This is a genomic window from Streptococcus sp. SM5, assembly GCF_027497975.1.
The window spans coordinates 53,195-66,279 of record NZ_JAJNSC010000018.1 but is presented as its reverse complement, the minus strand read 5'-3'; the positions used below and the strand labels follow the sequence as shown (position 1 = coordinate 66,279).

Genomic DNA, 13,085 nt, shown 5'->3' with positions numbered 1-13,085 from the left:
TCAATACAATTAATCTGTCTTTCTTCATCGGATTGCATCCCCTTTCTTTTTTGTAACATTCTATCTTATCGCATAATATTGGATATTCTTTCATAATCCGACTACAAACAAAAATAAACCAAAAAGTATGTCCCTATTATACTATATTTAACTCTAGAAGTATTCATCCATCTAATTAATAAATATATCATATTTCACAATAAGTGAATACTATCAAAGATTCATCCCCTTTCACTTCATCATGTAGTGTTGCTTAGATTTATCAAAAACAACCAAATTTGTATTAATTTCAAGTATCACCTAGTTACAAAAATTTGGGGTGAACAGAAAAAGCATCCCGTATTTTTGATACGAAATGCTTTCAATAAGTTTAAATAAGTTTTAACGTTTACTAAATTGTGATGCTTTACGAGCTTTTTTCAAGCCTGGTTGGGGCACCACTTATTTCATCTAATTTCAAAGTGCTTTAAAATTAACGTTTTCATAACTTTTCAAAAAATAAAATTTTAACTAATTTCAATCAGTTTCATTAAAATAAGGTAAACTTTCATAAAAAATAAGCGAAAATCGAACCAGAATATCAAAAATTTACCTTATTTAGTTTTTACAGAAGTGAAATAGGGATTCAACACGAATCAATACATTAGAAAAACGCTGATTTAAAGCGTTTTTTCTTTATTTAAATTCCAAAGTAGTGCAATAAAAATCAACCTAATGACTACATTTTGTGAATAAATTAGATGTTCGGATATATAGAAAATGCTCTAGTCATATTGTCCAGAGCATTTTAGGCTAGGAAGTTAAGCGATTCTGTGGTAAACTGAGACATAGGAATAAATCTCTTTCTAGAAATGTTTAACAACTCTATTATAACGGCTCTATTTCTTTTTTTATTGACACAACTTATTTTACGCTACCGTGAAATGATTATTAATATAATTATATAAAATTTAAAAATATTGTGAGGTATTATTGCATGAAAAAATATTTTAATAAAATTTGGAATTATTTTTGGATTCACTACATCTTAAATAAACCGATACAATACTCTGGTCTAAAAGGCAATAAGATGGATTATGAGTCATGGGATGAAATTGCACCATATAAGGGCAAAATTTCTAAAATCTCTTATGAAAATATGAGTGACAAAGAACGTGAGAAATATACTGAGAGAGTTAAAGAATTCGCTCATAGATATATAAATGTATCTCCAAAGATGTATGTTCCAAATAGTAACAACAAATATACTCCAGAGTATTCAATCTGTCATTTCTCAGAAGCATTAAATAAAGATTTAAGAAAAGATCTAGAAAATGAAGAAGCTTGTGAACATAGTAATGCAATTAAAAAATATAGTTTAATGAATGATATAGTTGTGTATAGAGGTATAGATGATTCAGTTCTGAATCAAACTAAAGAAGCGGCTCTGTTTATTAATGACGTTGATATGTATGAAAAGGGGTTTTTGCATACATCGCTCACAAAAGCAACCATTCAAAAAACGGAACGTATTTTGAGAATTTTATTGCCAAAGGGGACATGTGCCTTCTATGCTGGAAATGTGAATGGAGAGATTGAGTCTTTCCAGGAAGTAGTGGTTCAACGTGGAGCAAAGTTAAGAATTCTTGGAGAAGATGAGATTTATATTAATTGCCTTTTAATTGATACAGAATGATTATTTTAATTTGAGCTAAAGAGATTTCAATAGTAGATTATTTTCATACTTACCGTTAGAAGCAATTCACCCCTTTTTATGATGTCATCCGATTTTTTAGAGTTTTTAAGTTTAGGAAGTGTGTCTAAAGCCGTTTTAGTACAATTTAAAGACTTGCTATTATATTTATATTCCAAACTAAGTAATAAGAAAGATTGTAAAGGTTTATAGTCAGTTAAAATTTAAAAATAATTTCTGTACTAATAAATTTTAAGTAAAGCCTGAGTCTCTACCTTTTTCTCTACCTATTTTTCAATAACAGGAAAGAATGCTGATATAATAAGGTTTATAAAGGGATTATTTAATTTTTACAGAGGTTAAATAGTGGGTCATTACGTTTCAGTAGAAACGAAAAAACCTTGATTTAACGCGATTCTTGAGTTTTCAAAATTCAATGTATTGCAATAAAAATTAACCGAATGACTACATTTTTGACTACATTTTTTGTGAAATAAATTAGATGTTCGGATATATAAAAGAGACAACAGGGTCAAATCTGTTGTCTTTTTTGTTATATCAATGTTTAGATCTCGGATACCTGTTTCTAAGGGACCTAGGTAGTAGCTGCTCTGCTTCCCCCTCATTAAATGTTTGCTCTTCTTCAACTTGTAAAGCTTTTTGAGCTTGTCTATAAGCACGTGGACTTGTTTTAGGTCTATTTTTATAAACATTGGCAGTCTCTTTAATCAGCTCATCTCTTTTATCTCTAATTTCCTCTATCGTAAAATTATCAAAGTCAACTAATAATGAGATATATTTTTCTCTAATTTCCCATAAAGTGTCAGCTGACTTCTTTAAAGCACTTATCTTACCGTTATCATCTGTTTTAAGATTGTAAGTAGATAAGCATAATAAAACGATACCCGCTATTGAAGAAAAAAACTTCCACCACACATTATGACCAAACAAAGATGAAAAAGCGGGGCTAACTGTTATTGCAGACAAAATAATAGATGTTACTTGTCGAATTTTCACCCACCATAATATACGAGCTATTTCTTTTTCATCTGTAGTAAAACTGTATACTAACTTGGCGTGTTGTTCAACGATTTGCTGCCATAACATTTGCTGCATAATATTTTCACTCATAAAAAATCCTCCAAAGGCACATCTATTTTCCCATAAATTTTCACTCTGCCTTGATGTATCCCGTATACTTCTACATAATGATTGCCTTTGAAATTAATAGGTTCAACGATCTTATATGTTCTTTTTACAATTTGACCTCTGATTGCATTTCTACTATTTGCTATCGCTCCAACATTTCTAACCTTCCAATACCAACAAATACCAGGAACATCTTTAACTGAAAAGATTATTTTTGAGTTAGGTTTTATTGGGATTCTAAATTTATGTGAAATGCTACCTTTCCTAAAACCATTGATCTCTAAACTTGATTGGATTTCAACAGTCTTTTCTATAGCAATATCCCATCCCATTTCATCTGCAAATTGCTCAGTATCAATAGCAGTGCCGATTGGTTCTCTAGTGCTACGTTTTGAGATTGAAACTCTGTCAGTTTGGGAATTTTTTTCAGATAGCAGTTTTGGAAATTTTTTCCCAAAGACTTTACTCCAATACTCTTCTGATTTCTGATTATCTCTACAGAAAACAATAGCTGTTTCGCAATTATTTAGAGCACTCTCTGCCTTACGTTTTATAGCAGTGTCAATCTCAATGCTGTAGCTTCCATCTAGCGAGAGTAGAATATTATTATTCTCGATAAAATTTATTACATACCTGAAAAAATCGCGCGATATCCAATCAAAATATACATACCCTGTTTTAGACTCATCCCAAGTTTCAAAAAAACTATAGCTTAATGAATCTATGGCAATTCCATGCAATCCAACATCGTTTGTATCGTTCCATGCACGTAACATACGACAAAATTTTTTAACAGCAAAATTATATTGTCTATTCTGGTCCATTAGTTTATATTGTTCTAGTTTAGGGTCTGTCTCTTCCCAACTACCACCGTCATTAGCATTAGGATATTCATACTTATCTGTACCAGATAATTTAAAAGCTGGTAATATCTCAAAGCGAATGCCGTCAGAGAACTCGATGCTAACAATCTGTCCATCTCCCTTAATAATCGAATCTGAATAGTGATTCAATAATTTGCTTTTCAGATCCTGAAGCAAGGCACTCTGACCGTTTCCGCTATACTGAGCAAATCGATCTTTTTGATTTTCTGGAAGCTCTACAAGTAAGTCTATATCACTCAAGTATATTGCTGTCCCCCGTCCATACGAACCTACCAATATGCTATGTGAAACTTCAGAATCTATATTCCAATAAGCTCTGTTAATTATTTTAGTAATTACTTTTACTCTATTGCTTATAGTATTTACATCATCTTCAGAAGTCCTCAGGTTTTTTTCAAACGCTTGAAAGTGTTCAATTACATCAAATTCTAGCATGTGCACCTCTATTTTATAGCTACTCTGCTTCAAAAAGCTTATAATCTAGTAACATCTTTAATGTAATAATACTACTAAATGTTTGTTTTGTCAATATGTTGTGTTTTTCAAAAAAAGCATACACAATATATTGTGTTTCTTGATGTAATTGAATGGTTGCTTTTGTATCTAGAATTTATAAAAAAGGTTCTTACTTTCATGGGAATATAACTCATTCGAAATTATTGAAAATAATCCGTCCGTAAATTAAGATTAATCATCTATTCTAAATGTAAATATTTAAGGAGAGTTACAATTTTAGAGATAAAAATGACAAATATGTCTTAGGTTAGATTAAGTAATCGACAACATGGTTACTAATCTTTTAGGGATTATATCTTAGATTGGAAAATAAGCGTTAAATTTATTGGTATTTACAAATAAATTAATTATTTAGAATATTTTCAAAAAAACTTAAACCATTGATTTTATTGTCCTGATATGTTTTATATTTTTTTACAGTTTCCTTTAAATTATCGGCAGAAATATAACCTTCCGCAGTACCCCCTAATTTTGAATCTGGATTTACTTTTTTTAAGTACTCATCCTGATTTCTAACCTTATTTAATAATTCTTTCGAAAAGGGATTCTTTTCATCTAAATTTGTCTCAATTAGATATATTATGGAGTTGTTTTCATAGTTTCTTTGAATCTGATCCATTAATTGAAAGTCTGATTTATTTGAATTTGGTTTTGATAAATAGTATTCCAATAAATCTTGATTCTGTCTATATTGGAATACATATTTAATCAAATCGTTCATTTTTTGATTAGCATCATTATCAATATTTGTTTCAATATCGTACAACAAAGTAGTTATAGTTACGATAAAAATAATAAAAGATCCTATTTTAACAGCGAATTTAAAGAATTTACTCCATGTATATGCAATCTGAAATTTCACCCAAAATTGTTTAATTTTATTCATAATACTTTATTTCTCCATATAAGACATCTCTATCTATTATATCGATTACTTAGATGTAATTTCTTCATACATTTCAAATAACCGTGCAACTGTCTCACTTTCTGTCAACCAAGTTTTCTTGCCATCAACAATTTTTGTTAAACCATAAGCTTCCATAACAGCTTTATCATTAGCTTGATGAGCACGCCGGAGTTCTACTGGCATAGTTAACTCGTCATAAAGGTCAGCTAATGAGCTATCTGGATAAAGCGCACGTGCATTGAGAATAGCTTGTGCAGATTTAGAAATTTTCTCTTTTTGAGCATCAGTCACTTCTGGCCAAGGGAAGTTGTTATACACTACCTTAGCTGAATAACGATAATCTGATTTAAGGCGACCGGCAACCGTACGCATCCAAGCCATATGGACATTGGAAGTTAGTATACCAAAATGAAATAGACTAGCATTTGGAATAATTAATACTAGATTACTAGCCAGATTTTCTTTACTCATAAAACTAATCGGGACATATCTTCGTTTTTCTGATGAAACACTAGGTATAATCAAAAAATCAGAATCTGGAATATTTTCAACATGAAATCGTGTAGGTTTTTCTGCTATCTTTCTTGTGCCAGCACTGGGACTAGCTAAACGATAATCTCGAACAGCTTCAATTCTTTTAAGAACTTTTGGCATTTTTCTCAATTCATTAGGATTACAATCTCCTAACCAGAGACAATAACGTGGTTTGCGACTGATGAATTCCTTCGCACCATACCAAGGTTTGAAATATTGAGCTGAACGTGGCTCTGATTGGATAAATTCTTCCATCTCTTCTTTTTCGAAAAGATAAAAACCTCCATCTATCGGTTTATTACCGATTCCCATACTAGGAACATTATGAATTGGAGTAGTTCGACTCTCAATAAAGACAGTTGGAGCTTCAATTAAATATGGATTGATCTGACTGACTATCTCTCTAATATTAGTGAAGATGAGTTCTTTCTGACATTGTTTTGCTACTTGAATATCTGCGAAGCCAACGATTACACAATGAACAGCTGCCTTTTGGCTTGCTTCACTTTCCCACTTGAACGTAGGATAAGCAAAGATAATTTCAATTCCTAGTTCATAAATAGGTTTCCAGAGAATCGCTACTTGTTCGCCTTGACTAATAGAGTTCGTGGATACAAAGGCAACTTTTATGCTTGTTTTCGAAATGAGTTTAGCTGCTTTAATGTACCATCCAGTAACAAAATCGAGATTCCCTGCACCTTTCAATCCATCAAATACAGAAATTAAATCTGACTTTTGGGATGCAGTCATCAATTTAGCACCAACAAAAGGTGGATTTCCAATAATATAGTTCAACTTATCTTTAGGTACTACTGTTTCCCAGTCAATTTCTAAAGCATTTCCTTCAACAATATTTGTATAAGACTTAAGTGGCAAGAAATCAATATTCGCAAATACAATATCTTTAGTTTCTTCTAGCATCTGGCTTTCTGCAATCCATAGGGCCGTTTTAGCAACCGAAACCGCAAAGTCATTAATCTCGATACCATAGAATTGATTCAATTTCACCTTAACAAGATCTTGACCTAAATCCAATGCTACTGTATCCCCCATATAAAGCTTAATAGCCTCATTCTCTAATCGTCTGAGGGATATATAAATTTCTGTTAGAAAGTTACCTGAACCACAAGCAGGGTCGAAAAAAGTCAGACTAGATAGTTTTGACTGGAACTGCTTAGCTTTTTGTTCAACCGTTTTAAATTGCTTGAATTGACGGATCTCGTTCAACTCAGCCTTTAAATCATCAAGGAAAAGCGGGTCAATAACTTTATGGATATTTTCAATAGAAGTGTAATGCATACCTCCACTTCGACGTGTTTCTGGATTTAGTGTTGATTCAAATACCGCTCCGAAAATAGTAGGACTAATTTCTGACCAGTCAAAGCTAGATGATGCATGCTCCAGAATTAGCTCACGAAGCTCCTCCGTAAAGTTTGGAATTTCCAACTTATTCTCGGCAAACATCCCCCCATTAACGTAAGGGAAAGCCAGTAGTTCATCATCTAAGTATGGGTCACGTTCCTCAATCGGCGTATCGAGGATTGAGAAAAGGTCTATTAAAGCTCTACGGAAATCACGACTACCGAAACGAGCCAGGTAGTCATGGAACATCATTCGATGGCCAAATATCCCTGCATCCTCAGCATAAAGACAGAATACTAAACGAACAACCAATTGGTTAATAGCATGGAGACTATCTGGGCTGTCAGGATTGATGTACTGTTTAAAAAGCCCCTCGTAAATCTCTCCAACAATTCCTCCAGCTTCGATAGAAACCTTCATCTCGCGTTCTAGATGTTCATTTGTCTTATCTATCAAAAACTCTAGACGGTAAGCCTCTTTATCCAAATCAGCAAGTTTAATGACTTTTGGTTCACCATTTGGTTGCTCCATGTCATAGACATAGAACTCTTTAAAATTACAAGTTACAATCCAACGTGGGCGTTTAGAATATGGAAGGTTGGCTGAATAGCGCTTAGCTTGTTGAAATGGTGTCAAATAAGTATTGTCTGACTGCTTTATAGCCTTGTTTAGGTCTCTATCTGCACCCTTTTGCTCAATTAGTACCTTTGTTGTATCGATAAATCCATCGATGAAACTGGTGTGGTCAAGCATGACTTTATCTTCAAAAGTAATATAGGTAGAGGGATTTTCAATTCCATAGACTGTCCCTAATAAATCTAACCAAAAGGATTGGCTATCTTGTCTTTCATTCCCTCGACCAGTCCATCTTTCAATGAAAGATCGAGCTTTCTTTTTCTGCTCCCTTATGTTCATGTATATTTTTTCCTATTGATATTTTTTGCATAATTTCATAATTTCAATAGTTGAAATTATAATTGAATTCGAACTTAATTTTCTAAGATTAAAATTATAGACTAGTCTAATACTGTCGTATAAAAGATCGAAGTATTTACTTTTTTATCACATTTTCAATATCATTTATAAAAAAAGATAGTAAATTACCTTGACCGACCGACTTAACTCCTAAATCTTTTCTCATCTCGTTCATCACGTCTTCCATCAAAATAAGAAGTTCAGTATCACTCTTATATTTAGTCTCTAACGAACTTTTTCTAAAAGCATTCCACTTTTTCACTACTTTTGGAGAGCCCCAAAGTGATAATTTACTATTAAAACTACTTATGTCATTAATCATATCTTTCTGGGAGTATGTAAATCCATTTTTCCCATTTTGAGTTATTTTATAAACAAGTTCTATAAATTCAGCATATGGTTTCTCTCTTTTTGCAGATAGGTATTCTCTTCGTTTAGTTTTATTATCTGAGTATCTCGAATAGAAAGAATTTAAAAGTGAAATTGAACCAGTAATTAACGCAACTAAAATTACGGCATCTAAACTGGTTGTCATATTTTGTAAATACTTGATTATACTGTCAACAAAAATAGGCGTTTTCTCAATTATGTATTTTCCAACAAAATAAATATTTAAAATCATTAATAACAAGAGAAAATAATTTAATACTTTATTTCCTGATTGTTTTGTGCCAAGGCTATATGCCACAATTAATGTGACTACTAAATTAATCCAAAATAACATACTTCTCCATTTCTTCATACTCAAAATATTACGAAATTATTATATCAAAAAAACTTTCCATTAACGGAGTTTTCTTCTCAGTTTATTATTTTCTTTAATCAGCGACGTTTTAGATCTTCATATAATTTTTTTGTTTCTTTTGCTAAATCGCTATCAGGATGTTTTTTCATAAAATAACGTTCTCTTGCACGTCGATTGTTGTCTATTCGTAAGCGATTGCTGATCAACGGTCTTAAGATTTCTTTATCTCCCGATATTAAATATTTTAAAATCTCATTACCGAATTGATATTTTTTGACATAACCCAAATAATTGCCTTGCCAATGTGAATTATCCTCTCGAAAGCTTTGGAAACTACTTAAAGAATTAAGTAGCTTTTCTGATAAATCTAAAATATATGTAGCATATATCGTTTCCATGTCCTTATCATCTAAATAAAGACCCGTGCATTCAAACAGCTTATCACTATAATTATATTTATTGAGTGCACATATAAAATCATGATCCCAAATTCTTTTATTATATTTTTTCTTGATGCCTTCCGAATCTTCTCCACTTTGATACATTCGCATCTCTTTTTGGATTGAAATAATTGACTCTAAACTTTGATAAGTACTATTCTCTTGGATAGCTTTCCCTTCATATCCATAGTAACTTGTATCGTTAATAAATTTATCAAATCTTTTTTTTAAAATTTCATGATAGAAATCATTCAAATAAGTATCAATGAGGGCTAACTTATTATTGATTGTCGAGTCGTTCTTTTTTCGTTCTTCATAATATTCCCAAAATAAAGAGCTAGTATTTACCACTACTTCTGAAGCCCGAAAAATCCCAGTCATAAATAATTGGTAATGCTCTTCAAACAAGATATTGTATACCTTTTGAACGTCAACTACATCTAACCTTATTTTCTCAAATTCAATATTAAGTGGCATGTATCCTAAAACTATTCTCCATAGATTTTCGTCATAAGACTCAAAAAGAATATCTAAAATGATACTAGACGATAGAAAAGATTTCAGCTCCCAATGCTCAGAAGAATTACCAAAACAAATCTCATCGTAAGATTCAAACATTATATTGCGTCTTAAATATTGCTTTTCTTCATCAATATTTAATCCTAGTTTTGTACCATATTGTTCCAATTTACAATTATTAAAAACATCTTCTATTGAATTAGGAGTATATAAGAATGGGTTTTTTGAGGTTACCATCCCTCTCCTAATTAAGCTAATTAACGGGGGATTACTTGGAGAAATCTCTTGATTCGTGAGCTTATTATACTTGTTGTTTTTATTCTTATTTTGTCCAGTATGCCAGAAATGCTCTATGGAAGCTCTTGATTTTCGCTCCTCATTTATAATGTTAATTTTGGAATCAAGCCTTATCGAAGCACAATCCATTAAATATTTCTTTGTTCTTTTGAAAATCATAAATCCTCTCTCGAAAATGTGGTGTTTTTTTCTAATTTTTTTAAAAAAATCACCCTAATTATACCACTTTTTATATTTTATAATGTAATTACCCCATTTAAATGGAGAATATAAAGTCCAAAAGTGCACTGAAGGACGGATTGAAACTAAAAAATAGACATCTATGTTAGTTGTCTATATCTTGTAAGGTTTCGCCGTTGATTTAGTGTGCTTTTTTTACATCTATCGGTCGGGAATTATTTAGTTTCTTTCCGTCTTCGGACGCAAAGGAAGTAAAATGACATCATATAGAAAAGTGATAGCAGAATTGTATTGCAAGTTGATAGGCGAAGAACTCAAGAAAAAGATAAACGAGCTAGAAATGTTACAAAATCAAATTGGATATGAAACAGAAGAAGGGGAAGTTGAATTATTATCCGAAACAACTGTCGGACAAATACTAAAAGGAAAAAGGAATATTAGCTTCAGCGCTTCGTTAGCTTTTCAATCTAGTTTACATTATAAAAATCCAAGAGAATTATTTTTTCCGAGTAAGAAATTCGAATTACTGCTGATAAAGAATATAATATCTACAATTTTAATTGATCCTATATTTGAAGACACGCTTCTAAAGCAGATATTAGCAAAAAAAATTTCTAATATCTCACAAAAAGAAGTATCTCAATTCATAGAAAAAAACAAAGAAATTTTTCTATGTTCTTTGTCAAACTTTATTTCAGATTTTCCAGAGGAAGAAACTTCGCATCAAATAGCTGAAAAATTAACTGATTGGTTATCCGAATTTGCCTGTCTCATATCACAATTTTAAAGATAGACTGTCAGAAAAACTGACAGTCTACTTCATGAAATTACGTTAAACTAAGATTGTTCTTAGCTAAGACAAATAATCAAACACGAGGTAAAACTAATGAAAACAAGGAATCGTAAAGGTGGCTACTCAGCCAATACTGCCAATGAATATATTGATAACAAGCAAGGTATTTATTGCTTAAGTACAGAATTAGAGACACAAATTAAATTTGAAGACGGTCAACCAACGGGTGAAATCATTGCTTATAAAGCCTGGTTCTCTCAGAAGGGACTTCCACCTTTTCGTGTCAAATTTGAAAACGAAATAGAACTTCCCTCCTATATGACCTTGGTACAGTTCGATAATTTACAAGCTTGCGAGGTGGGCTTCAATGTCTACTTTAAAGCTGATAATGTTAAGGGGATTAAATAATGACTAAAAAAGAACTAGAGCAGTATTTGCTCCAAAGCTTAAACATGGGGCTAGGAAGTATTATGCAGGGAGAAAATAGCTATTTGAACAGTTTTACATGTATGATTATGGAAGAAGGATTCCTCTTTCTTCCTCGCTTACCAGCGAGTTATATCATTGATGATGAACTCTATCAAAAAATTTTCCTGATTGCCAATGCTGCTCTCTATCCTCTCTTCACTCTTCTCAAACAAAACTCAGCCTATTTAATGGCGCTAGATACAGATGATATTCATGTACAACGTGGGCTCTTCTTCCCTTGGAAAGCAGGCGTTTCTGAACGTCTAGTGATTGCTGATTTGGAAGAATTCACGGCAAAACAAAAGGAAAATCTGATTCCCGTCATGAAAAATCTTACTCTTGACTACAATAAAGTAACTTCTATGGCTATCGCAGGGAATAGCGGTTCAGGTAAGTCTTACGCTCTGACCTATTTTCTTAGCCTGCTAAAAAATATTTCAGAGCTAATAATTGTAGATCCAAAATTTGATACACCCAGTCGATGGGCTCGCGAACATGGCATTCCGGTTCTACATCCTCAAAAAAATCGTTCTAAATCTGACTTTGTTTCAGAAATCAACGAGAATTTGAGTACTTGCTTGAATCTTATACAACAGAGACAAGAGATTCTCTATGATAATCCAGATCATAAATTTGAACATTTGACGATTGTCATTGATGAAGTGTTGGCATTATCCGAGGGAGTCAATAAAACTATTAAAGATTCATTTTTCTCTCTCTTATCACAAGTTTCTCTTTTGGGCCGAGCCACATCTATCCACTTGTTGCTTGTTAGTCAGCGCTTCGACTATAATACTATACCTATATCTGTTAGGGAACAATTGAATGTCTTGATACAAATAGGCAATATCAACAAGAAGACAACACAGTTTCTGTTCCCTGACTTAGATCCTGAGGGAATTGTCATCCCAATTGGAAAAGGGACTGGCTTAATTCAAATTATAGATAATGAACATCCTTATCAAGTTTTGCCTCTACTATGTCCCACGTATTATACAAAGAAAGGTATCCTGTAACTCATGAAAAAAACTTTTTTTCAAAGAACTTATAACCTCAATATAAATCTTATTGGCCTTGCAATTTTTAGCTTCCTCTTTAAGATTGGAATCAATTTATTTATCCAAGCATTAGAAAATATTAAGATATATGGAATGCAAGGAGTTTTTACAAAAGTACTAGATATATTGACTATTTGTGAATATTACATTCAATTACTATCATTCTTTCTCATTCTCGTTCCTGCTCTTTTGGTTATCATTGAGTTAGTTCAAAGATTTTTAAAAGATTCATTATGGAATTATTTTAAATCTATTTACCGGACTTCTAGAATGAGACAATTTTTAAAGCAAGATGAACAATATGAACCAATAAATACAATTGAGAACCAGGGCATTACTCGAATCAAGCCCGTTTTAAAAAGTTTTAATCATTCTATCTTAGGATGTACGGTAGACGTAAGAAAAGAAACTGTCACTGTCTTACTGGCCATTCCAAGAACTCAACAGGCTCAGAAGTTACTGAAAGAAATGGAAGATGATATCAAGGAAGAAATTTCAAACAGAAATCCACACTATTATTTTTCTTCACCTCATCGAAAAGGTAATAAACTTTGGTTTACAGGAACTAAGAGATAAAGGAAAATAT

General features: G+C 32.0%; 11 protein-coding genes. 5 read left to right on the top strand and 6 right to left on the bottom strand.

Annotation, left to right across the window (positions count from 1 at the left end):
• Positions 1–976: 976 nt before the first annotated feature.
• Positions 977–1,675 carry an ADP-ribosyltransferase gene (locus PAN07_RS12945; RefSeq protein ID WP_269798058.1) on the top strand — a complete coding sequence of 233 codons (699 nt, stop codon included), beginning with the start codon at positions 977–979 and terminating at the stop codon, positions 1,673–1,675.
• Positions 1,676–2,230: 555 nt separating this feature from the next.
• Here the strand turns inward: PAN07_RS12945 and PAN07_RS12940 are convergent.
• From PAN07_RS12940 to PAN07_RS12915, 6 genes are all read right to left on the bottom strand, one after another.
• Positions 2,231–2,803 carry an SLATT domain-containing protein gene (locus PAN07_RS12940; RefSeq protein WP_269798057.1) on the bottom strand — a complete coding sequence of 191 codons (573 nt, stop codon included), beginning with the start codon at positions 2,801–2,803 and terminating at the stop codon, positions 2,231–2,233.
• A complete protein-coding gene (locus PAN07_RS12935; RefSeq protein WP_269798056.1) occupies positions 2,800–4,140 on the bottom strand; it encodes a nucleotidyltransferase domain-containing protein in 1,341 nt (446 codons plus the stop codon). The genes PAN07_RS12940 and PAN07_RS12935 overlap by 4 nt, the downstream gene beginning before the upstream one ends.
• Positions 4,141–4,564: 424 nt before the next feature.
• On the bottom strand, positions 4,565–5,107 hold the full coding sequence (locus tag PAN07_RS12930; protein WP_269798055.1) for a hypothetical protein: 543 nt from the start codon (positions 5,105–5,107) through the stop codon (positions 4,565–4,567).
• Between the two features lie 45 nt (positions 5,108–5,152).
• Entirely contained in the window at positions 5,153–7,939 is a 2,787-nt protein-coding gene (locus PAN07_RS12925; RefSeq protein WP_269798054.1) for a DNA methyltransferase, read from the bottom strand.
• A 136-nt stretch (positions 7,940–8,075) separates the two neighbouring features.
• A complete protein-coding gene (locus PAN07_RS12920) occupies positions 8,076–8,723 on the bottom strand; it encodes a hypothetical protein (RefSeq protein WP_269798053.1) in 648 nt (215 codons plus the stop codon).
• Positions 8,724–8,821: 98 nt separating this feature from the next.
• Positions 8,822–10,159: a hypothetical protein gene (locus tag PAN07_RS12915; protein WP_269798052.1), complete on the bottom strand. Its 1,338-nt coding sequence runs from the start codon at positions 10,157–10,159 to the stop codon at positions 8,822–8,824.
• A gap of 277 nt (positions 10,160–10,436) precedes the next feature.
• Here PAN07_RS12915 and PAN07_RS12910 point away from each other — a divergent pair, with 277 nt between their 5' ends.
• From PAN07_RS12910 to PAN07_RS12895, 4 genes are all read left to right on the top strand, one after another.
• Positions 10,437–10,967 (top strand): hypothetical protein, encoded by a 531-nt coding sequence (locus tag PAN07_RS12910; protein WP_269798051.1) that lies wholly within the window; start codon positions 10,437–10,439, stop codon positions 10,965–10,967.
• 99 nt (positions 10,968–11,066) lie between these two features.
• Positions 11,067–11,381, top strand: a complete 315-nt coding sequence (locus PAN07_RS12905; RefSeq protein ID WP_269798050.1) for a hypothetical protein — start codon at positions 11,067–11,069, stop codon at positions 11,379–11,381.
• Entirely contained in the window at positions 11,381–12,457 is a 1,077-nt protein-coding gene (locus PAN07_RS12900; RefSeq protein WP_269798049.1) for a cell division protein FtsK, read from the top strand. The genes PAN07_RS12905 and PAN07_RS12900 overlap by 1 nt, the downstream gene beginning before the upstream one ends.
• Before the next feature lie 3 nt (positions 12,458–12,460).
• Entirely contained in the window at positions 12,461–13,075 is a 615-nt protein-coding gene (locus PAN07_RS12895; protein WP_269798048.1) for a hypothetical protein, read from the top strand.
• Positions 13,076–13,085: the final 10 nt, after the last annotated feature.

Bases quoted from the DNA above. Each gene is read 5' to 3' on its own strand.
- PAN07_RS12945 (WP_269798058.1), top strand. From the start codon at position 977: ATGAAAAAATATTTTAATAAAATTTGGAATTATTTTTGGATTCACTAC.
- PAN07_RS12940 (WP_269798057.1), bottom strand. From the start codon at position 2,803: ATGAGTGAAAATATTATGCAGCAAATGTTATGGCAGCAAATCGTTGAA.
- PAN07_RS12935 (WP_269798056.1), bottom strand. From the start codon at position 4,140: ATGCTAGAATTTGATGTAATTGAACACTTTCAAGCGTTTGAAAAAAAC.
- PAN07_RS12930 (WP_269798055.1), bottom strand. From the start codon at position 5,107: ATGAATAAAATTAAACAATTTTGGGTGAAATTTCAGATTGCATATACA.
- PAN07_RS12925 (WP_269798054.1), bottom strand. From the start codon at position 7,939: ATGAACATAAGGGAGCAGAAAAAGAAAGCTCGATCTTTCATTGAAAGA.
- PAN07_RS12920 (WP_269798053.1), bottom strand. From the start codon at position 8,723: ATGTTATTTTGGATTAATTTAGTAGTCACATTAATTGTGGCATATAGC.
- PAN07_RS12915 (WP_269798052.1), bottom strand. From the start codon at position 10,159: ATGATTTTCAAAAGAACAAAGAAATATTTAATGGATTGTGCTTCGATA.
- PAN07_RS12910 (WP_269798051.1), top strand. From the start codon at position 10,437: ATGACATCATATAGAAAAGTGATAGCAGAATTGTATTGCAAGTTGATA.
- PAN07_RS12905 (WP_269798050.1), top strand. From the start codon at position 11,067: ATGAAAACAAGGAATCGTAAAGGTGGCTACTCAGCCAATACTGCCAAT.
- PAN07_RS12900 (WP_269798049.1), top strand. From the start codon at position 11,381: ATGACTAAAAAAGAACTAGAGCAGTATTTGCTCCAAAGCTTAAACATG.
- PAN07_RS12895 (WP_269798048.1), top strand. From the start codon at position 12,461: ATGAAAAAAACTTTTTTTCAAAGAACTTATAACCTCAATATAAATCTT.